The organism is Pseudomonas asiatica (assembly GCF_009932335.1).
GTDB classification, from domain to species: domain Bacteria; phylum Pseudomonadota; class Gammaproteobacteria; order Pseudomonadales; family Pseudomonadaceae; genus Aquipseudomonas; species Aquipseudomonas asiatica.
On the sequence record NZ_BLJF01000001.1, the window covers coordinates 3616977 to 3633387 of the forward strand.

Genomic DNA, 16411 nt, shown 5'->3' on the forward strand with positions numbered 1-16411 from the left:
TCCGTGAAAGGGGAAAAAAACTGCGAATGGGAGGGGGCGAGGTTTCCGAACGTGAAGGCTGTGAACTTTTACCCCTCCCCCCACCTTGTGGCACGTCACTAGCCCTCTTGAGGCACGCCAATTCCCCGAATCGCACCATCCCGGTGCACACCGATATCGCCGCCCTCCGCTGCCGTCTTCTTCAGGTGGCAGCCATCAGGGCCACAGCACAGCAGCTGGCAGTTATCGTCGATATCGGCACCGCCTTGGTGAAGCGGGACGCGGTGGTCAAGCTCGAAGCCATGGGGGTAGGCGACTACTCGCCCGCATCCTGCGCAGTGGGGCGAAGCCTGCCAGAGCCGGAAGCGGCGGGCCTGTAACCTGCTGCCGGTCATCCGCCTTTCAGATGTGTTAGTGGTCGACAACTTGCGACCCTCGACAGGGTTAAGCCTCGACTTCAAGGTAGGGAGCTTGGCCACCACTTATCCCTCTCGCCGCATGCCAACCTGGGCGGCGATATCGGCAGCTCGCTCACGCACCTCCAGCACCTGGCCGTCGAACGTGTGGACGATGGCGCAGATGCCGTGCCACTGCGAGCTTGTGCCGGCCTCCTGCACGCGGGCAATGGCGGTCGGGGCCAGATAGTGCTGGCGACGATTGATGTCAGTCAGCGTGATCATCGGGTCACCCTTGAGCCTTGCGAGACAGGAACAGGTCGGAGTAGCCGCGAAGCTTCTCAACCCCCATGAACCCGACCATGCCGCCGGCGAAGGTAGCCATGCCCTGCGGCAAGCCCATCCATTCGAGCAGCGGCACCAGCGCCAAGGTTATGAGACCGCACAAGGCACCCTCCAAGAACATCTGCCGGTGGGTGCCACCGCCATACACCACCCGGAGGACGGCGATCGCGACAGACAGGCCAGCGGCATACAGCTGAGGCTGATGGGCAATCACCCAGGCAATCAGGGCGGCCCACAGGCCGGGATCTTTCTCTGGCATATGGGCCATCTCGATTCCTCCCTTTGCGGGGAGCGGAAAAAGAAAAGGCCCGCCGTTGTGGCGAGCCTAGGAGTGGGTGCGGAAGGCTGGGGCGACCAACCACCCAGCGAGAACAGTAGAGGAGCCTTATGCCCAGCGAGGTGGCTGCGCCTGGGCCGAGGTCGGTCGGGCCATTGCTTGCTCCGTAAATGAAAATTCGTGCACCGACGTAAAACCGGTCGGATGCTTGCCCAGGAGCCCCCTAGAGGCTAAAAGGAATGTTGCCCGATCTGGCCTCACTAGAGGGAACTAATAAATGCCGATCAGTGACATTTTTTTAATCGCTTACAAGCTCCACGGGGAGGCTCGCGAATTCATCGTCCGCGCCGAGCGAATGAATAACGCTGAGGCTTGGCACTGGGCGGCCTGCGAAGCTGGCGTAGGAGTCATTCCTAAATTCACTGCTTCGGATATCAGGAAGGTCTCTCGACCTGTTGCTGAGCGCTTCGGCATAACTGACGTCCAATGGCGGAGGTCCGGCAACCTATGAAATACCGCATCGACTACAACCTCAAAGGCCATACCAGATTCTGGATATGCGATTGGTCTAGCACGCCGAACGAAGACAATGTGCTGACCGCTCTCCTCCGTCTGCATGCCCCCGCTGCCCCCTTGCCTGAGGCGCGCGCGCCGTGCCGCTTATCACATGATGATCTCCGCATTGCGGTCGCAGATTTGGGTATCTCGGATGTACGCTTTGAGGGGGATGATTAGCTATGCCGGGGCACCCAGGCCGAAGCTGGCAAGTACGCCGGTCACTGCGAGGGCGCCGGTACTTGGCTCGGCCATAGGTGGTGCTCCAGAAACAAAATGACCCGTCGAACTGGCGAGCCCTTGGATATGTGAAAAGATGGCCCCGTGCTATCGTCGAGTTTCCACACAAGACGTTTCACGGAGCGAAAAACGATGAAGGTAACCCTCAAGTGCGCCAAGTGCGGCAGTGACAAGTTCGAGGTTCCGGCTAGGCCGAACAACAACTCGAAGGTCACCTGCGGCAAGTGCGGCGCTATCGAGACTTACGGAAAGCTCATGAAGGCTGTGGGTGACAAGGTCACGAAAGACCTGGAGCGGCAGCTCGGGAAACTGTTCAAGTGACTTGAGCGTTTCGCTCAGAGGGCGCAGGAAGTCAGCGGCGCCCTCAACCTCAACGTCGAGCTGTAGCTTTTCCATACAACCTCCAGATACGAAAAAGCCCCGGCAGATACCGAGGCTTGGAATGGGTGCGGAGGGCCGGTGCTTACCCGGCTTGTTGGCCTGGATCGCTGGGTCACATACCCCAGACTCTCATCGCGTAGCCGATCAGGGAGCGCACGGCTTTGATCGACGCCACTACCGACTTAGCCCAGCTGCCTGAGCGTGTCATCCGCATAAAAAAGCCCGCACAGGGCGGGCAAAGAGGGATCGTGCTTTTTTAAATCTGGTGGCTGTAGAACAGCGAGTACGACTCGATACCGTCGTTGGGCTGCTTAATGCCAGCGTTGGAGTAGTGAATCGCTCGGATGCCAACCTTCTGCGTCTCGCCGATCTTCAAGCCCGCACCGATGCGGTCTTCAAAGTTGAAGGCCGAACCAAAGTCCTGGTCACCTGCGGACGTACCAGAGAAGACCGCCAGGCCGATGCCAGCCTCAACGAATGGCTTCACGTTACCGCTGCCGAACTCGTAAACGAAAACTGGCGCAAAGGACAGCGAGTGAGCCCCACCTGAAGCATCGCCTGCTTCCCAGTAGGTGTAGCCAGCATCCCAATAACCGGTGAGACGGCCAGTACTGGATTCAAACCAGCTTTTGCCCCAGTTAAAGCCAATGCCGACGCGCGCTGTAAGACCACCTTGGCCTGTCGCGCCAAGCGCTCCGGATAGCTCAGCCGCTCCGGCGGACGCAGCGAAAAGGGAAAGCGCCACAACGGCGAGAACGTTTTTCATACTCACGGTCTTCCATGTTATTGAGTAGCAACCTATCAGAATCATAGCGCTATCAAATCGTTCCCTCATACAAGAAAAATGCTTTTTCTGGAGGGCTACCTGAATCGAAGCCCCTCAAAAACACAAAACCCCGACACGATGGCCGGGGTTTGTCTGTGTCGCGTAACGTTGCAAGCTGGACACGCTGCTATGAAAACAGGTGTTTATCCGCCCGCATAGAACTTTTTACGCAGCTTCTCGAATTTCTTCGAGGGCGCAGTCGATCCATGCAACGCCAGCCTTGATGATCTCTCGGGCCTTGCGCTCGGACATTCCAGCCTCCCGACCTACCCGCATAGCCGGTTGCTTGTAGCCGTAGTACGCCCACACGAAGTCCCCCATCTGCTGGTTGCGCTTCACAAGCCTTGCAACAGCACCATCCACGACCAGCGCCAGATCGTCCGTGATCACATGCTGGCGCGCACCACCCTCGGATGGGACGTTGTCCCGCATGAGCGCATACAGGGGTGAGACGTACCGTGGCACGCCCATCTCGCACATCCGCCACCAGCCCCACTGCTCGAGCAAGTACTCGGTATCGCCCAGCATCTTGTCCACGTAGGTTCTTTTCTTCATGCAGCCCTCCGGGGCGTTGGGTCGGTGTCCAGGCCGAACAGCTCGCGCAGCAGCTTGTCAGCGTGTTTGTTCTTGGCGTTGCCTTCGGTGATCCAGCCCTTGGCGAATTGCTCGAAGCCCACATTGGCGCGCGCGGCGTGCCAGTCAGCCACGATATCCATCAGTGCTGCCGAGGCGATCCGGCCATTGTTCTGCTCCAGCAGCATACGGTTGCCCACCTTGAGGAACTTGCACTCCACGGCGGTCAGGCTTTTGCGCGGCAGTGCCGCAGTGACGTTGCTCATAGTGCGGCACTCCATACGTGCAGGATTTCATTTGGGCGCTGGTCGGCGCGCGCCTCGATTGATACGGCGCGGGACCAAGACCGGTAAGCCTCAGCTGGTGATCCGCCGGCGCCGGCCCATGGATGCTCCTCGCTGACGCACCACCAGGTTCCCTTCCGGCAAGTGATGCTCACCTTGGGCAGGCGACCGGTGAAGCCGATCTTGTGGGAGGCCAGCCAGGCTTCCACAGCAGGCCATACAATTGCCTGCTCCTCCTTGCAGAACCGTGCAGTTACACCGCTCGCGCGCTCACCAAGCCCCCAGTCTTCGTTGGCGACCCAGAGCACGAAACCAGTCGGGCCGTGCTTGAGAGTGTGACCTTTGTACTCCCAAGCCCAATCGCCCGGATACTCGCGCAGCGAGGCGGCAATGCGTTCTGCTTCAGGGTATTGCTTCACCTTGACTACCTGAGAACCTGGCGGGAGCACGGCAACCCCGTCAGTGACAACTGGCTGATACCCTGCCTGCTCATGCATAGGTGCCAGCACCCGAGCAATCAACTTGAGCGGGTTCATCGAGCCACCTCCGCAGCCACTCGGGCCTCAGCAATTCGCACATACCCCAGGAACTGGTCGGCCGGCATGGATTCCTTGATCACGTCGAGGATCATCCGGTCCAGGCCCTGCTGGGCTTGCTGCTTGGCCTCCTTGCGCAGTTGCCCGCAGCGGTACAGCGCCCGGGTGCGGTCGTGGTTGATATGCTTGAGCGCTGCCTTGGCCCGGTTGTACCAGCTGCGGTTGTAGGGGATTCCCTGAGCAGCGCCCTCCTGAGCCTGAGCCAGCGCCAGCTCCAGCCGGATGGCGTCGGTAACCAACTGCTCATGCAGGGCTTCACACTCGGCAAGGGTGGCGGGCAGCTCGATAGGGCCGCGCAGGCCGGCGTTGGGTGCCTGGGCATTGCCAGTGGCAACAGGCTGCCCGGCACCAGCACGCTTGGTCACGATCACCGAGACGACCGGCTTTGCAGGCGTACGGGCTGGCGGCTTGCGGCCTGGCCACAGATCAGAAAGTTTCATGGCGTTTGCTCCCCTTATGGCGCTGGGCATAGCTCTCTCGCCCCATTTCGACATCATCGTCAGTCGGCATAGAGCCTTCGAAGTTTGCGAATCGGCTGTACTGGCCCTCCTGCTGCAGAACGCAGCTGCCGACCTTCGCATGGCGGCACTTGGTCATCAGGATCTCGGTCAAGCCGTTCTTGCCGTGCTCGGTATCCATGTCGCGGTGGACCATCAGAATGCAGCTGGCGTCGGCCTCGATCTCGCCCGAGTCGCGCAGGTCGCTGGACTGGGGCTTCTTCCCGGGGCGCTTGGTCGAGTCTCGGTTCAGCTGGGCCAACTCGATGACCGGGATACCCATTTCCTTGGCTAGCTGCAGCAGGGCCTTGCTGATCTTGCCCACCTCCTCGGTGCGAGATCGGCCGCCACGCTCGCTACGCACCAAGGTCAGGTAATCGACCACGATCCCGGCCAGGCCGTGCTCACGCTGGCAGCGCCTGGCTGTGGCCCGAATGGTCGCCGGGGTTTGCACTGGGTCATCGCAGACAAACAGCGGCGCATCCAGAGCGATGGCTACAGAGCCAGACAACTTCGCCCAATCCTCTTCTCGCATGCGATCCGGCTCGTCCAGCTTGGCCAAGTCGATGCCACCCAGCGATGCGATGGCACGCAGCCCCAGTTCTTCACCAGGCATTTCGATGGAGAACACCAGCCAAGGCTTCCGCTCCTTCACAGCGTTGTACTGGGCGACCTGCAGGGCCAGGGTGGTCTTGCCGCTCCCTGGCAGGCCGGCAATCACAGTCACCTTCTTCGGACGAATGCCACGTACTAGCTTGTCCAGGCTTTCGAGGCCTGTGGAGGGCCACTTCGGTGCCACGCCTTGGTGCTTCTGGTCAATCAGGTCAGCGGCATCACCCATCCACTGATCCAGGCGCTTGAACTCCTTGTGCTCGCCATCGAGGTTCCGCAGGTCGGCCATGGCCTGCTGGGCGGCGGCGATCACATCGGCGGTCGGCTCACCGGCGCTTACCATCTCAACCGCAACGTCGTGCACGGCCAGAATGCGCCGCAGCACACTCCAGTCCTTGACGTGCTTGACGTAAGTCTTCCAGCTGGCCAGCGACGGGGTGTTCTTGGTCAGGTCAGCGGCATAGGCCAATGTGTTGTTGCCGCTTGGCAGACGGCGCTGCACTGCATCAACGGTAACCGGGTCGATGGGCATGCTGCGTTCCTTGCAGTCGTTCATTGCCTCAAAGAGCGCAGCATGGTCGGGATGGTGGAAGTCAACCGAAGAGAGCTGGCCCATGATGTCCTCGACCAGACCGGTATCCTGCTGCAGGCTGGCCAGCATGATCGAGCCCAGTACGCCCTGCTCGGCGGGAATGCTGAAGAACTCGGTCATGCCGCTGCCCTCATCGAGGACCAGGTAAAGCCAACCTGTTGCCCGCCGTTCTGCCGCAAGCGATCAAGGGCGCGGTCGCCGATGTAGGACTTCAGGCTTTCGGCGCTCAGGTTGCTGATCAGCACGGTGGGCAGTACCGCCTGGTACCGGCGGTCGATGATGCTGTGCAGCAGGCCCAGCTCGTACTCGCTGCCCTTCTGGCAACCAACCTCATCGATCACCAGTAGGTTCAGGCCTCCCAGGTGGACCACCACGTCGCGGTCGGTGTAACCAGAGCCTGGAACCATCGAGGCGCGGGCGATGCTCACAATTTCCCCGGCCGGGACGATCAGGGCGGCAGCGCCGTCAGCCACCACGGTGCGCACAATCGCGCTAGCCAGGTGCGTCTTGCCGCAGCCGACGTTGCCGGTCAGCAACAGCGAGCGACCGGCCCGGAAGTTTTCGGGGAATTGCTCGGCATAGGTCCGGCACTTGGCCAGCGCCTTGCGCTGGGGATCAGTCTCGGCTTGGTAACTGTCGAACGTGGCGCCAGCAAAGCGCGGGGTGATTCCAGCCCCTATCAGCGCCGCCATGACGTTTTCCGCCTTACGCTGGGCGTTGGCCTGGGTGTGCACCTCAGAATCGCGCGGGGCCGTGTGCAGGGCCTCCCAGTGACAGCGCTTGCAGCCACGCGCCAGCATGGAGCCGTCCAGTTGCTCAATCTCGCTCATGTCGACCTGGCCATGTACGGCACACTCGCCTGAGTAGATCCGCATGGCTGGGCGGCGGTGGAACAGATCAGAAATTCGCTCGGCCATCGTGGCTCTCCTCGTACATGTCATCGGTGTGCTGCGGGAGGTTGTTGAATGCGCTGCCGTGGGCGGCGAAGCCAGGGGCAGGCAATTCGTCCTCCCAGCGCTTGCCGTTCAGCCAGGTGGCTGCATGAGGAATGAACTGGCCGCCATCCTTGGTCCAGTCGTGAGACTTGCTCCAGGCAGCCAGGGCGGTGCCCATTCGGTTGAACAGGTCAGCGTCCACCTTGAGCTTCGCCCAGGCCTTCTCGGCTTTGACCTTGCCGACCTTGCGCGGGTAGAGCTTCCAGAAACTATCGAACTCGACCAGACAGGGAGCGTCAGCGACCGTTGGTTTTTTCTCTATTGATTGAGTAATAGAATCCTTTATTAAGTAGTTGTCGGTTTGCCCACAGTTCGGTAAACCCACACTTCGGTTAACCGAATATTCGGAAACCTGTAGGTTCGGTTCGTAGTGGACGATCACGCGACGGCCGAGCACCTTGCCAGTGCCCTCCTCGCGCACGACCTCATGGCTCACCAGCCCCAAGTCCTTGAGGCAAGCCATGGCCTTCGAGTAGCGCTCACGACCGATTGCGAACCTGTCCTGCAGGTGTGAGCCAATAACCTTCCAGTCGCTGGAGCGCGTCTGCAGGTAGGTCCAGATGGCCAGAGCATCAGGGTTGATGATCATGGCCACCACGTCATTGCTCAGCGAGCTATACGGCGCTTTCTTGGCGTAGAAGGTCGTGGGCGTTGCTTTTTCCACGTTCACAGGCTTGCTCACAGCTGCAACTCCTCACAAACGCGGCGCACGTACTGGTCGTGCGACTCCTCGAAAATCCAGCCGCGCTGCTCAAGAAAAGCCCGCTGCTGTTTTGCCCATTCGTAGAACTGCCAGCGGGCACCCTCTGGGAATAGCTTGAACAGATCGCAGCAAGGCCATCCACTCGGCACGATCGACGCGCCAGCGCGCTGATGGAGCTCCTGGGCGGAGTTTGGGGTAATGGTCATTGGAGAGTCTCCGATGAGAGACCGGTGATCTTCGCGACATGTTGGCCAAGGTCAGTAAACGTGCCACCAGCCAAACGCAGGACGAGCGAGCGAAGCGCGGTAACAGCATCAAGCGACGACACCCTGGCTTCGGCCATTTCGAGCGCGTGAGGCGAGTGGTTGCTGATCGTCTCAAATACCTTGTCGGCGTAATTGAACGACGCACTGGCAAGCTGCAGGTTGGTCAGTTGATCAAATGACTCCGGTGGGAGCGGTTCACGCCGCGTGTTGACGATCGGGATGCTGAAGGTTGGCGGCTCACCACCCTCCAGCAGATGCCGGCGCTCTTGCTCAAGGTGCTCGCCGCACACGACTGAAGCGTCATTGCCGGTCTGCCGCTCGAACAGCACGCTCAGCGCCAGGCTCGCGCCGATCAGGCCGACATAGGTTTCGTCGTACTCGCGGATCTTGGCGCCGTCGCTGATCACTTCGATTGCGTCCATAACGGCCTCGAAGGACAGCAGCATCAGAGCCGCATTGGAGAAACTCTCGAAATAGGCCTTGTTGATTACCTTGCTCATTGGGCACGCTCCAGGCGCTCGACCAGCCCGCGCAGCTTGCGTTTCAGTCGGGTGGTGAGCTCGCGTGCGGAGAGCCAGCGCTGGAAGGCCGCGTCGGTGAAGCTCAGAACGCCGCGGAAGCGCTCGTCCTCGGGGTCAATGCGCTTGCGCGGCTCGCCCGGGTAAGGATGGCCGTAGGCGGCAAAGTAGGTCCTGTACAGGCCGTTCAGCTCGCGGCGCAGGGCATTGCGCTGGGTCTCGGCTTGCTGATAGCCCACCGCGGCCTCGGCGATCTGCCCCATGAGTTGTTCGTAGGTCAGTTTCTTACTCACAGGGAATTCTCCGGGTTGAACTTGGTGTAAAAGAACTTGCCGTCCCAGGTCTTCTTCATGGGCAGCCGGCCCTCCATGTACAGGTCGTGCAGGCGCTGGGCGCCCTTCTCCAGCATCACCGGGGCATAGCGGATGAAGCCCGTCATGCCTTCGCCGCTGACCTTGTAGGGTTTCTCAGTGAGCAGATGCCTGTCTCGCGCCATGGCATACACGCGATACTTGGGCGAATGGTCGGGGTCAGATTCGGTGTTGTAGATCCACTTCAGCTCGGCCAGAAATGCCAGCACCAGCTGGGAATTCACACCGTTGAGCCGCTTGGCGAACTGCGGAACCGTCTCGCCTGGCATGAACAGGTTTTCCAAGGCCTCGATCTTCTTGGCCTGCTGCTGGTTCTCCAGCGCCAGCACCGCTTTTTCCTCGGCGAGGTCAGCAGCAAGGCGCAGGGCCTCCGGCAGGCTCTGCGGAACGATTGGTCGACCAGCAAGCTTGGCTTCCAGCTCTTGCCAGCGGTCTACCAGCGCCGCAGTAAACTCGGGTGAGAGCTGCGCGACGACAACGAAGCTGTCGCGCTTGTTGACGTGGTAGACGGATTCGGTACGGGGGCGCCCAAGAGAATCGACGGTCTGTTCATCCCCCATTGGGGGTTGGACGATCACGCGGCGCTCTACAAGACGCTCAATCGACTGCTTCACCTTGTCGTGACGAGATCCAACCAAGTCCGCGATGTCGCGAGAAGACATAGTGAGTGCGGTGGCGGCGATCAGGTTCATGCCGCACCTCCCACATCCTTCGCTTCATGGAAGGCAGCCGCGTTTCGGTGAGGCCACATAAAGTTTCGCGTGTCGAAAACGACGCGCTCGAATAGGCGCTCAAGTTCGCCGGCTACAGGATTGTCGAATCCGCCGAGCGAGGGCACGACATGCGCCCAGTACAAGGCTTTGATCAACTTGAATGATTCGCGCGCTTCGTTGAAACGCGCGATATCCGCTGCGGTGAGCGTCACGTCGTGGACGATCTCACCATGCAAGCCATCTTGCTGCCACACCGGGACAATCTGGTTCATTGGGGGATCTCCAAGTCCGTAGCCATCCGACAAAACTCACGGTGAGCCGCCCAGGCGATTACTCGCATGGAACGGATGATGCCGTCCTCGCCGCGTTCGCCGATCATTGCTGGGTGTTCGCCTGGGTCGCTGTCCTTGAAGCCGCCGTTGTGCTCAAGCACCTCGGCGAGGATCGCCAGCAGCTCAAGCCCCTCCTCTACGCGCTTGGCGGGGGAAGAAAACTTGGTCATGGGATGGCTCATTCCGACACCCCCGCGCCACGAACCGGAGATACAAGGTTTTGTGGCGCGAAGTCTTCGGCCTGCTCGACAGATCCAATCCCGGAGTCGATCAGCGCTCTCGCTTGGCCAACCAATGCGCGGATCGCAAAAGCCAAGTTACAGCTTGCATTGACCTGGACGAGCTGGCCGAGCAGGTCTTCTGCTGCGTTCAGATTGGCACTTGCAAAGTTGAACGCCTCAGAGCAGCTGATCCCAGGCACCGTCGAGAAGAAGAACTCATCGCCGTTCTGGTTGAATTTTGTCGCCATGGTCACGAGCAAGCCCGCTTGCGTTGGCGGTGCCTCGGTGGTATTTTTCGGGTGCATCTCGTCCTCCTACAGAACGAAGATTCAAAAAGTCCCTTGCCGGGGACGGTGTTAAAAGAGCCAGCCTCGCGAGCTGGCTTTTTGCTGTCTGGGGTTTACCCAGGCCGCAAAAGGGTGCCGGGCCAATCCGTGATATCGTTCTGACTCCACTCGAAACGAAGGCCACGGAGGCCCGGCAAATGAAGATAAGTCGTACATTGCAGCGCGAGCTGCTGGAGCATCTTAGGGACTGCTATCCGAACGAATCGGACGAGGTCACGAGCCTTGGGAATGAAGAGGATTGCCAGAGCAATCTCTACTACCTGAGGGAGCACGGGCTGGTTACCCTTCTCGACAGTCAGTATCTCGGTGGCACCAGGGCGATTCACCACGCCACCATCACAGCCAGGGGTATCGATTTCCTTGAAGACGATGGCGGTCTTGGAGCGATCCTTGGGACGGTAACGGTCAAGCTTCACGAGGACACCCTCCGCCAGTTGATTGAAGCGAAAGTCCAGGCATCGAACCTTCCCGAGGAGCAGAAAAGCGGCATTCTGAAAGCTCTGCGCGAAGCTCCCGGCGAGACCACAAAACAGCTGATAACGAAACTAGTGGACCTGGGCATGGAGAATGCGCCGAAAGCAATTCCACTAATTCAAACGTTGCTACAGGGCGGCCAGCCCTGAACTCAGTGGCGCTTTCCCGCCGCACTAGGCGGGCGTAGCCGATCAGCGCGCCGCTACCCCAAAGCTCAACGAACACTTCGTCCAGGTCGTACTCCGCCTGGACGAATAGCTCGGTCGACAACGCCGATTGGCGCGCAGCTAACGCCAGCAATGCACGCGGCTTCATTGGGTGGCCTGCGCGGTACTGGATGGATGAACAGAGGGATTTCCCGACTGGTGCACGGTAGTGGTCGGGCGTATCGTTTCGTTCAAGGTTGGGGAGACTTCAGCTAGAGACGGCCGCAACTCAATCGCCGAGAAGGCCCCACAAGTTTTACGTTGAGCCAAAAAAGCAGTCTCGGCAGACATCGCGTGCTTGCCTCGGACCCAGCCCGAAACGGTACTTTGGTTGACCTTGAGGGCAGCAGCTGTCAGATCCTGACCACCAAAGTGCTCCACAAGGCGCTGATAGATTTCGAGCATGGCATGCTCCATATGTGAATGCCCATACATTAGATTATAGGAATACCATTTTGCAAGCATATGGGGATGCCGGTGATAATCCAGAGATGGAATACAAAGACCGCATTAAGGCTGCGCGGAAGCACGCACGCCTCACGCAGGCCGAGCTGGCCGCTATGACCGGAATCAACCAAGCGTCGATTTCAGACCTTGAGCGCGGGCGATCTCAGCGCTCTTCATACAACTCGACCATTGCTCGGGCTTGCGGAGTTTCTGCAATCTGGCTTGAGGCTGGCATAGGGACCATGCTCCAGAATGATGATGTCCCAGGCTTCGATGCTCCAGGCTTCGACTCCAACGTTGCCCCTGCTTTGGCTCCAACCAGGTACTTCTCGTACCCAGAGATATCGTGGGTACAGGCAGGGAGCCCAAGTGAAGCAATGAGTGTTGCCAATATCGCGGCATGTCCGAGCCATCACTCGGACGTGTGGGCTGGTGAAAATGGTTTTTGGCTGAAGGTGATCGGATCGTCGATGACCAGTCAGTCAGGTATTTCCTTCCCCGAAGGCGTGCTGATACTGGTGGCGCCGGACATTGAGCCACGACCAGGTCAATACGTAGTCGCTAGGATGATTGACTCCAACGAGGCAACCTTCAAACAGCTTGTACGAGACGCCGGGGACTTTTACCTAACACCACTTAACCCAGCCTTTCCAGCCAAAAAAATGGACGACACCTGGGAGATCGTTGGGACCGTCGTGGACGGAAAAATGCCAAAATCAGCTTTTCTCCTCTAGCCGTCCGGCGATATCCCTAACCGCCTTCATGGCGGTTTTTTTGGCTTCGCATAAATTTATGTGAATGCCTATAGACACCAATTATGTGTTGCCCTATATTTACTCCATCGACTTTTTGCATGGAGCAAGCCTAAATGACCACTCAAACCATCACCGCCAGCGGCTGGACCGGTTTTCTCGGCATGGGGCTCGCTCCGCGCGAACTTGAGGCGACTCTGTATGCAGCCAGCGATCTGACGCAAAAAGAGATTGCACGCCTGATGGGTATCAGCCCAAAGACCGTTGAAAAGCGCATCGAGGACGCCCGATTCAAGCTGGGCGCCAGGACCATGCGCGGCCTGGTCCTCGAAGCGTTCAGGCGCCAGATCATCAGCCCCGCCACCACCGCCCTAGCCTTGCTTATGGCCATCCATGGAATGATCGGTGACGACCATGCAATGCGCATACGCCGTGGCGGCAACAGCGGTGAGCGAAAGATTGAAACCCGTATAGCAACCCGGCGCGCTGAGTGCGCCTTGGCGGTGGCGTGACGCCTTCCGCCTGATTTAACCCAACCAGTTTTTGCGAAAGCCAATAAACGCGGCGGGCCACCGGCTTGCCCGGAGAAAGGAGAAAACTGTGGAAAGCCTCTATCCGGAAAAAACCATCGAGCGCTTCTGGGCGAAGGTGAACCGCACCACTGAGAACGACTGCTGGACCTGGACCGGCGGCACTCGCGGTGATGGTGAACGACTCTACGGAAAAATCACAGTAAAGGGCCGTGCACTGTCAGCGCACCGCTTTTCGTTCGAACTGCACAACGGACCGATCCCGGACGCCCCAGGAGCACATGGCTCCTGTGTATGCCATCGCTGCGACAACCCTCTTTGCGTGAATCCAGCCCATCTCTTCCTCGGTTCGCACATCGTAAACATGCAGGACAAGAAAGCAAAAGGCAGAGACACCGGCGCAAACAAAACGCACTGCCGCCACGGACATGAGCGCAACACCGCAAACACATATGTGACCAAGCGCGGACTCAAGTCATGCCGGGTCTGTCATCGACTCACTGAACAGCGCAGGCGCGCATCCAAATCTCACTGAAGGAACCAGAGCATGCTTATTCTCACCAGAAAAATTGGCGAAACCATCCGCATCAACGACGACATCAGCGTCACGGTACTGGGCGTCAACGGAATGCAGGTTCGCCTGGGCATCGAAGCGCCCGAAGGCGTAGCTGTGCACCGCCAGGAAATCTACGAGCGTATCCAGGCGCAGAAGGGACAGGAGGTGACTCATGGCCTTTGAATACGACAGCCGCACCGCTGACAAATTTGTGGTCCGCCTGCCCGATGGAATGCGCGACCAGGTAGCAGCCGCGGCGGACGCTGATGACCGCAGCATGAACAGCTTGATCATCACGGCGATCCGCAACGAGTTGGACGGCCGCGCCCGCGCTAACGCTCTCCTCGATGCGCTCGCCAAGGCAGCCGACAGCAAGGGGGTAACCCATGACGCAGCCTGATCGCATCACCTTGGTGCTGCGCGCCAGCGAAGCAGCGCCACTCACGAGCATCCTGCCGTTCACCAAGCTGGGTGATCTGGTCTCAGCTGGCCGAGGGCTGGCGGTAATCGCCGGCGCAAGCGAGGGGGACCTGCAGGCCAAGCTGGAAGAGCGTGAGACCCAGTTACAGGAAGCCGACAAACTGCTGCGGGAGGCGATCGCCTACATCAACGACGACCTGGTCAACGTCGAGTATCGCGACACACTCCTCGCCCGGATCGACCGGCTTCTTGATCGTGACGAGGCGCAGCAGACGGAAAAGCCTCGGGAGCAGGAGCCATGAGCCAGGCCGGCCTGCTCTTGCTGCTGTGGGATGCCCTGCAGCAGCGCGACACCACCTTTGGCCAGGTCCTCGACCTGTCTGCCGCCTGCGGCCTGGACGGGCGCCTGGTGCTAGCCGACCACTTCCGGGGGCGTTCATGAGCAAGCGGGATGTCAGCCAGGCAGCGAAGGAGATCATTGAGTCGATGGGGCTGAAGCGGGGCCGCGGGCGGATCAACTCGGTCGTGTCGAGATCGGCCGCAAAGGCACCAGCTCCGCAGGCCGTCGACCAAGGCATCAGGACCTCAGGCGTAGCAATGCCTGCAACCGGGCCAATCAACCGGCTCATGTACCTGGAGGCGAGGCGCTGGGCGGTTGACCTGGTCGCCTCGCTTCGGGGCTCGCCGGTCGAGGTAGTAGTAGAGCGATTGGCCGGAGCAATGGTGGGCCGGCCTGGCAGCTATGTGGCCGGCATCGAATCAGTAATCAATGAACTGAAGGCGACTGACGTGACAGATCAGCGTGACAACCAGAATCTGGCGCGTCAGGCCGGGAGGAAGGTATGAGTGAAGAGACTGAGGTGTTGACGGTAGAGGGCTTGGCCAAGCTGCTGGGCCGCACCGAGGCGTCAATCAGGGAAGGGATTCGCCGCGGCGTGCCGTGGCTGCCCAAGAGCTTTAAGATGGGCAACCGGCACTGCTGGCTGAAAGAGGACGTGCGTAAGTTCCTGCGAGAGGTTCGGGACGGCGCCCACCAGAAGCCCAAGGTGGGTAGGCAAAGACAAACGCCGCCGACCCTACGCGGCGTCGCATGAGATAGGCCTATTGATTACTGTTTCGCCCCTCGTTGAAGCCTTCTTTCACCCAACATGCAATATGGGAAAGCAGGAACGGCGCTACGTATAGGAAGGGGGTCACTGCTATCGTCACGACAAATGCAATCGGCCACTCTCTAGTGAAAAAGTGAGTTCCTATTGCCAGAAGTAAAACCCAACCGATTGAAAGCGACATGCCTAAAACGACACATATCCTGCGCAAACCTTCGGGCAGCGGCCTCATTTAGCTTCCTTGATCAATCTTGCTTGAAGAGCCGGCATGATAACCTCACCCTAACTTTTCGGCGAGGTCTTGCGGGCTGAGGTGCGTGTAGCGCTTGAGCATCGCCAGGGTCTTGTGCCCCGTGATACTCGCGACTTCCATCATCGTGAAGCCTCGCTCGAAGAAACGACTGGTTGCCTCATGGCGCAGGTCGTGAAGGCGCAAGCCTACAATCCCAGCGGCCACGCAGGCCCTGGGGAAATAGTTGCTAATCGTGTTGAGGGCCAGGTTGAAGTACCGGCCGCCACCGATCGGCGTGGGCAAGCCATCCAGCAGGGCAATTGCCCGGGAGGAAAGTGGCACCGCGCGCCTCTCGCCGTTCTTGGTGTCTTCCAAGTAGGCCACTTTGCCGCGCACCTGGTCGCGGCGAAGCATCAGCAGCTCAGACCGTCGCATCGCGGTCTCCACCGCCAACTCAATGAACACCGGCAGCTGGGCGTTCATCTGGCCGGCCGCCTTGTAGAGCGCGGCGAGCTCCGCCGGCGTCGGGCGACGATCCCTCTCCTTGCTGCCCTTGGGCATCCGGATCGCCCGGCACGGGTTGGTCAGTCCTTCAATGCCCCATTCCTTGGTGGCCACAGTGTAAAGGTGGCTGATCACTGCCAGGTTCAGGCGGACTGTCGCGGTCGACTTGCCTTCCTTGAGCTCAGCATCGCGGTAGGTGGCCATGTCGCTCGAGCGGATCGCCGCGAGGGCCTTGCTGGCCAACTTGTGCTCCTTCCACTTCTTGATGCGGACCTGTTCCTGCTTGGCGCCCTTCTTGGTAGAGGTAACCTCTGATAGGTACCGGTCCAGCGCCTCAGCCAGAGTGGTGCTCTCGGCCTCACGCATGTCGACGAAGCGCGCACGCGACATATCACCCTCGATCTCGGCCGCCCATCGCTGGGCTTCTGCCTTGGTGTCAAAGGTGGCGGAAAGGGTTGGATATCCTTTGCGGCGAATCTGGGCGCGCCAGCTGTCACCGCGCTTTTCGTAGTAGGCCATGGCGGAATGATAGCGAACGCTTGGGGGAATTACACGCTCCCCCATTC

At 59.8% G+C, this 16411-nt stretch carries 32 protein-coding genes; 12 read left to right on the forward strand and 20 right to left on the reverse strand.

Translation table 11 applies throughout. The features are described 5' to 3' along the window. Window positions 1-98: 98 nt before the first annotated feature. The 3 genes from GYA95_RS16730 to GYA95_RS16740 all read right to left on the reverse strand — a co-directional run bounded on the left by GYA95_RS16730 (window position 99) and on the right by GYA95_RS16740 (window position 987). Window positions 99-374 carry an HNH endonuclease gene (locus GYA95_RS16730; RefSeq protein WP_137188384.1) on the reverse strand — a complete coding sequence of 92 codons (276 nt, stop codon included), beginning with the start codon at window positions 372-374 and terminating at the stop codon, window positions 99-101. A gap of 87 nt (window positions 375-461) precedes the next feature. Next, window positions 462-659 carry a hypothetical protein gene (locus tag GYA95_RS16735; RefSeq protein WP_137188360.1) on the reverse strand — a complete coding sequence of 66 codons (198 nt, stop codon included), beginning with the start codon at window positions 657-659 and terminating at the stop codon, window positions 462-464. A 4-nt stretch (window positions 660-663) separates the two neighbouring features. Continuing rightward, window positions 664-987, reverse strand: a complete 324-nt coding sequence (locus tag GYA95_RS16740) for a phage holin, lambda family (protein ID WP_137188361.1) — start codon at window positions 985-987, stop codon at window positions 664-666. Between the two features lie 286 nt (window positions 988-1273). Here GYA95_RS16740 and GYA95_RS27950 point away from each other — a divergent pair, with 286 nt between their 5' ends. Both GYA95_RS27950 and GYA95_RS16745 read left to right on the forward strand, forming a co-directional pair. Next, complete coding sequence (locus GYA95_RS27950; RefSeq protein WP_015271433.1) at window positions 1274-1507, forward strand: DUF6555 family protein; 234 nt, start codon at window positions 1274-1276, stop codon at window positions 1505-1507. A gap of 416 nt (window positions 1508-1923) precedes the next feature. Then, on the forward strand, window positions 1924-2112 hold the full coding sequence (locus GYA95_RS16745; protein ID WP_015271435.1) for an ECs_2282 family putative zinc-binding protein: 189 nt from the start codon (window positions 1924-1926) through the stop codon (window positions 2110-2112). 316 nt (window positions 2113-2428) lie between these two features. On the opposite strand, the gene GYA95_RS16750 is transcribed toward GYA95_RS16745, so the two are convergent. The 15 genes from GYA95_RS16750 to GYA95_RS16820 form a co-directional block, all read right to left on the reverse strand. Next, the gene (locus GYA95_RS16750) at window positions 2429-2938 is read right to left on the reverse strand and encodes an acyloxyacyl hydrolase (RefSeq protein ID WP_015271436.1); all 510 of its coding nucleotides are present in this window, start codon (window positions 2936-2938) and stop codon (window positions 2429-2431) included. A 225-nt stretch (window positions 2939-3163) separates the two neighbouring features. Then, the gene (locus tag GYA95_RS16755) at window positions 3164-3553 is read right to left on the reverse strand and encodes an antiterminator Q family protein (RefSeq protein ID WP_054572660.1); all 390 of its coding nucleotides are present in this window, start codon (window positions 3551-3553) and stop codon (window positions 3164-3166) included. Then, window positions 3550-3837: a hypothetical protein gene (locus GYA95_RS16760; RefSeq protein WP_016489225.1), complete on the reverse strand. Its 288-nt coding sequence runs from the start codon at window positions 3835-3837 to the stop codon at window positions 3550-3552. Before GYA95_RS16760 ends, GYA95_RS16755 begins: the two co-directional genes overlap by 4 nt. Further along, a complete protein-coding gene (locus GYA95_RS16765; RefSeq protein WP_054572659.1) occupies window positions 3834-4391 on the reverse strand; it encodes a hypothetical protein in 558 nt (185 codons plus the stop codon). The genes GYA95_RS16760 and GYA95_RS16765 overlap by 4 nt, the downstream gene beginning before the upstream one ends. After that, window positions 4388-4891, reverse strand: coding sequence for a hypothetical protein (locus tag GYA95_RS16770; RefSeq protein ID WP_161551441.1), 504 nt, complete (start codon window positions 4889-4891; stop codon window positions 4388-4390). The genes GYA95_RS16765 and GYA95_RS16770 overlap by 4 nt, the downstream gene beginning before the upstream one ends. Then, the gene (locus GYA95_RS16775; protein WP_161551442.1) at window positions 4878-6272 is read right to left on the reverse strand and encodes a replicative DNA helicase; all 1395 of its coding nucleotides are present in this window, start codon (window positions 6270-6272) and stop codon (window positions 4878-4880) included. Before GYA95_RS16775 ends, GYA95_RS16770 begins: the two co-directional genes overlap by 14 nt. After that, entirely contained in the window at window positions 6269-7069 is an 801-nt protein-coding gene (locus GYA95_RS16780) for an ATP-binding protein (protein ID WP_161551443.1), read from the reverse strand. Before GYA95_RS16780 ends, GYA95_RS16775 begins: the two co-directional genes overlap by 4 nt. Then, complete coding sequence (locus GYA95_RS16785; RefSeq protein WP_161551444.1) at window positions 7050-7829, reverse strand: hypothetical protein; 780 nt, start codon at window positions 7827-7829, stop codon at window positions 7050-7052. Before GYA95_RS16785 ends, GYA95_RS16780 begins: the two co-directional genes overlap by 20 nt. Next, a complete protein-coding gene (locus GYA95_RS16790; protein WP_015271442.1) occupies window positions 7826-8056 on the reverse strand; it encodes a hypothetical protein in 231 nt (76 codons plus the stop codon). Before GYA95_RS16790 ends, GYA95_RS16785 begins: the two co-directional genes overlap by 4 nt. Further along, window positions 8053-8616: a hypothetical protein gene (locus GYA95_RS16795; protein WP_015271443.1), complete on the reverse strand. Its 564-nt coding sequence runs from the start codon at window positions 8614-8616 to the stop codon at window positions 8053-8055. The genes GYA95_RS16790 and GYA95_RS16795 overlap by 4 nt, the downstream gene beginning before the upstream one ends. After that, window positions 8613-8927: a hypothetical protein gene (locus GYA95_RS16800; protein ID WP_015271444.1), complete on the reverse strand. Its 315-nt coding sequence runs from the start codon at window positions 8925-8927 to the stop codon at window positions 8613-8615. Before GYA95_RS16800 ends, GYA95_RS16795 begins: the two co-directional genes overlap by 4 nt. Continuing rightward, the gene (locus GYA95_RS16805) at window positions 8924-9697 is read right to left on the reverse strand and encodes a Rha family transcriptional regulator (RefSeq protein WP_161551445.1); all 774 of its coding nucleotides are present in this window, start codon (window positions 9695-9697) and stop codon (window positions 8924-8926) included. Before GYA95_RS16805 ends, GYA95_RS16800 begins: the two co-directional genes overlap by 4 nt. Beyond that, window positions 9694-9990, reverse strand: coding sequence for a hypothetical protein (locus GYA95_RS16810; protein WP_161551446.1), 297 nt, complete (start codon window positions 9988-9990; stop codon window positions 9694-9696). The genes GYA95_RS16805 and GYA95_RS16810 overlap by 4 nt, the downstream gene beginning before the upstream one ends. Then, window positions 9987-10220, reverse strand: coding sequence for a hypothetical protein (locus GYA95_RS16815; RefSeq protein ID WP_019438275.1), 234 nt, complete (start codon window positions 10218-10220; stop codon window positions 9987-9989). Before GYA95_RS16815 ends, GYA95_RS16810 begins: the two co-directional genes overlap by 4 nt. A gap of 8 nt (window positions 10221-10228) precedes the next feature. Continuing rightward, a complete protein-coding gene (locus GYA95_RS16820; RefSeq protein ID WP_161551447.1) occupies window positions 10229-10576 on the reverse strand; it encodes a hypothetical protein in 348 nt (115 codons plus the stop codon). Window positions 10577-10755: 179 nt separating this feature from the next. Between GYA95_RS16820 and GYA95_RS16825 the strand changes: the two genes are divergently transcribed. After that, window positions 10756-11241, forward strand: a complete 486-nt coding sequence (locus tag GYA95_RS16825) for a hypothetical protein (RefSeq protein WP_012313224.1) — start codon at window positions 10756-10758, stop codon at window positions 11239-11241. A gap of 162 nt (window positions 11242-11403) precedes the next feature. Here GYA95_RS16825 and GYA95_RS28345 read toward each other — a convergent pair whose 3' ends face one another. Then, window positions 11404-11703: a helix-turn-helix domain-containing protein gene (locus GYA95_RS28345; RefSeq protein WP_042111230.1), complete on the reverse strand. Its 300-nt coding sequence runs from the start codon at window positions 11701-11703 to the stop codon at window positions 11404-11406. Window positions 11704-11789: 86 nt separating this feature from the next. On the opposite strand from GYA95_RS28345, the gene GYA95_RS16835 reads away from it, so the two are divergent. The 9 genes from GYA95_RS16835 to GYA95_RS16870 all read left to right on the forward strand — a co-directional run bounded on the left by GYA95_RS16835 (window position 11790) and on the right by GYA95_RS16870 (window position 15097). After that, window positions 11790-12479 (forward strand): LexA family protein, encoded by a 690-nt coding sequence (locus GYA95_RS16835; protein ID WP_012313222.1) that lies wholly within the window; start codon window positions 11790-11792, stop codon window positions 12477-12479. A 134-nt stretch (window positions 12480-12613) separates the two neighbouring features. Next, on the forward strand, window positions 12614-13009 hold the full coding sequence (locus GYA95_RS16840) for a response regulator transcription factor (protein WP_161551448.1): 396 nt from the start codon (window positions 12614-12616) through the stop codon (window positions 13007-13009). Between the two features lie 88 nt (window positions 13010-13097). After that, window positions 13098-13562: an HNH endonuclease signature motif containing protein gene (locus tag GYA95_RS16845; protein WP_202982208.1), complete on the forward strand. Its 465-nt coding sequence runs from the start codon at window positions 13098-13100 to the stop codon at window positions 13560-13562. A 12-nt stretch (window positions 13563-13574) separates the two neighbouring features. Further along, window positions 13575-13766, forward strand: a complete 192-nt coding sequence (csrA, locus tag GYA95_RS16850) for a carbon storage regulator CsrA (RefSeq protein WP_161551449.1) — start codon at window positions 13575-13577, stop codon at window positions 13764-13766. Next, entirely contained in the window at window positions 13756-13983 is a 228-nt protein-coding gene (locus GYA95_RS16855) for an Arc family DNA-binding protein (RefSeq protein ID WP_102084448.1), read from the forward strand. The genes csrA and GYA95_RS16855 overlap by 11 nt, the downstream gene beginning before the upstream one ends. Beyond that, on the forward strand, window positions 13970-14305 hold the full coding sequence (locus tag GYA95_RS16860; RefSeq protein ID WP_161551450.1) for a hypothetical protein: 336 nt from the start codon (window positions 13970-13972) through the stop codon (window positions 14303-14305). Before GYA95_RS16855 ends, GYA95_RS16860 begins: the two co-directional genes overlap by 14 nt. Next, on the forward strand, window positions 14302-14445 hold the full coding sequence (locus tag GYA95_RS27690; RefSeq protein ID WP_170304003.1) for a hypothetical protein: 144 nt from the start codon (window positions 14302-14304) through the stop codon (window positions 14443-14445). The genes GYA95_RS16860 and GYA95_RS27690 overlap by 4 nt, the downstream gene beginning before the upstream one ends. Next, the gene (locus GYA95_RS16865; RefSeq protein WP_161551451.1) at window positions 14442-14849 is read left to right on the forward strand and encodes a hypothetical protein; all 408 of its coding nucleotides are present in this window, start codon (window positions 14442-14444) and stop codon (window positions 14847-14849) included. The genes GYA95_RS27690 and GYA95_RS16865 overlap by 4 nt, the downstream gene beginning before the upstream one ends. After that, window positions 14846-15097: a helix-turn-helix transcriptional regulator gene (locus tag GYA95_RS16870; RefSeq protein ID WP_161551452.1), complete on the forward strand. Its 252-nt coding sequence runs from the start codon at window positions 14846-14848 to the stop codon at window positions 15095-15097. Before GYA95_RS16865 ends, GYA95_RS16870 begins: the two co-directional genes overlap by 4 nt. 289 nt (window positions 15098-15386) lie before the next feature. On the opposite strand, the gene GYA95_RS16875 is transcribed toward GYA95_RS16870, so the two are convergent. Beyond that, complete coding sequence (locus tag GYA95_RS16875) at window positions 15387-16364, reverse strand: integrase (protein WP_161551453.1); 978 nt, start codon at window positions 16362-16364, stop codon at window positions 15387-15389. Window positions 16365-16411 lie beyond the last annotated feature (47 nt).

Bases quoted from the DNA above. Each gene is read 5' to 3' on its own strand.
- GYA95_RS16730 (WP_137188384.1), bottom strand. From the start codon at position 374: ATGACCGGCAGCAGGTTACAGGCCCGCCGCTTCCGGCTCTGGCAGGCT.
- GYA95_RS16735 (WP_137188360.1), bottom strand. From the start codon at position 659: ATGATCACGCTGACTGACATCAATCGTCGCCAGCACTATCTGGCCCCG.
- GYA95_RS16740 (WP_137188361.1), bottom strand. From the start codon at position 987: ATGGCCCATATGCCAGAGAAAGATCCCGGCCTGTGGGCCGCCCTGATT.
- GYA95_RS27950 (WP_015271433.1), top strand. From the start codon at position 1,274: ATGCCGATCAGTGACATTTTTTTAATCGCTTACAAGCTCCACGGGGAG.
- GYA95_RS16745 (WP_015271435.1), top strand. From the start codon at position 1,924: ATGAAGGTAACCCTCAAGTGCGCCAAGTGCGGCAGTGACAAGTTCGAG.
- GYA95_RS16750 (WP_015271436.1), bottom strand. From the start codon at position 2,938: ATGAAAAACGTTCTCGCCGTTGTGGCGCTTTCCCTTTTCGCTGCGTCC.
- GYA95_RS16755 (WP_054572660.1), bottom strand. From the start codon at position 3,553: ATGAAGAAAAGAACCTACGTGGACAAGATGCTGGGCGATACCGAGTAC.
- GYA95_RS16760 (WP_016489225.1), bottom strand. From the start codon at position 3,837: ATGAGCAACGTCACTGCGGCACTGCCGCGCAAAAGCCTGACCGCCGTG.
- GYA95_RS16765 (WP_054572659.1), bottom strand. From the start codon at position 4,391: ATGAACCCGCTCAAGTTGATTGCTCGGGTGCTGGCACCTATGCATGAG.
- GYA95_RS16770 (WP_161551441.1), bottom strand. From the start codon at position 4,891: ATGAAACTTTCTGATCTGTGGCCAGGCCGCAAGCCGCCAGCCCGTACG.
- GYA95_RS16775 (WP_161551442.1), bottom strand. From the start codon at position 6,272: ATGACCGAGTTCTTCAGCATTCCCGCCGAGCAGGGCGTACTGGGCTCG.
- GYA95_RS16780 (WP_161551443.1), bottom strand. From the start codon at position 7,069: ATGGCCGAGCGAATTTCTGATCTGTTCCACCGCCGCCCAGCCATGCGG.
- GYA95_RS16790 (WP_015271442.1), bottom strand. From the start codon at position 8,056: ATGACCATTACCCCAAACTCCGCCCAGGAGCTCCATCAGCGCGCTGGC.
- GYA95_RS16795 (WP_015271443.1), bottom strand. From the start codon at position 8,616: ATGAGCAAGGTAATCAACAAGGCCTATTTCGAGAGTTTCTCCAATGCG.
- GYA95_RS16805 (WP_161551445.1), bottom strand. From the start codon at position 9,697: ATGAACCTGATCGCCGCCACCGCACTCACTATGTCTTCTCGCGACATC.
- GYA95_RS16810 (WP_161551446.1), bottom strand. From the start codon at position 9,990: ATGAACCAGATTGTCCCGGTGTGGCAGCAAGATGGCTTGCATGGTGAG.
- GYA95_RS16815 (WP_019438275.1), bottom strand. From the start codon at position 10,220: ATGACCAAGTTTTCTTCCCCCGCCAAGCGCGTAGAGGAGGGGCTTGAG.
- GYA95_RS16820 (WP_161551447.1), bottom strand. From the start codon at position 10,576: ATGCACCCGAAAAATACCACCGAGGCACCGCCAACGCAAGCGGGCTTG.
- GYA95_RS16825 (WP_012313224.1), top strand. From the start codon at position 10,756: ATGAAGATAAGTCGTACATTGCAGCGCGAGCTGCTGGAGCATCTTAGG.
- GYA95_RS28345 (WP_042111230.1), bottom strand. From the start codon at position 11,703: ATGCTCGAAATCTATCAGCGCCTTGTGGAGCACTTTGGTGGTCAGGAT.
- GYA95_RS16835 (WP_012313222.1), top strand. From the start codon at position 11,790: ATGGAATACAAAGACCGCATTAAGGCTGCGCGGAAGCACGCACGCCTC.
- GYA95_RS16840 (WP_161551448.1), top strand. From the start codon at position 12,614: ATGACCACTCAAACCATCACCGCCAGCGGCTGGACCGGTTTTCTCGGC.
- csrA (WP_161551449.1), top strand. From the start codon at position 13,575: ATGCTTATTCTCACCAGAAAAATTGGCGAAACCATCCGCATCAACGAC.
- GYA95_RS16855 (WP_102084448.1), top strand. From the start codon at position 13,756: ATGGCCTTTGAATACGACAGCCGCACCGCTGACAAATTTGTGGTCCGC.
- GYA95_RS16860 (WP_161551450.1), top strand. From the start codon at position 13,970: ATGACGCAGCCTGATCGCATCACCTTGGTGCTGCGCGCCAGCGAAGCA.
- GYA95_RS27690 (WP_170304003.1), top strand. From the start codon at position 14,302: ATGAGCCAGGCCGGCCTGCTCTTGCTGCTGTGGGATGCCCTGCAGCAG.
- GYA95_RS16865 (WP_161551451.1), top strand. From the start codon at position 14,442: ATGAGCAAGCGGGATGTCAGCCAGGCAGCGAAGGAGATCATTGAGTCG.
- GYA95_RS16870 (WP_161551452.1), top strand. From the start codon at position 14,846: ATGAGTGAAGAGACTGAGGTGTTGACGGTAGAGGGCTTGGCCAAGCTG.
- GYA95_RS16875 (WP_161551453.1), bottom strand. From the start codon at position 16,364: ATGGCCTACTACGAAAAGCGCGGTGACAGCTGGCGCGCCCAGATTCGC.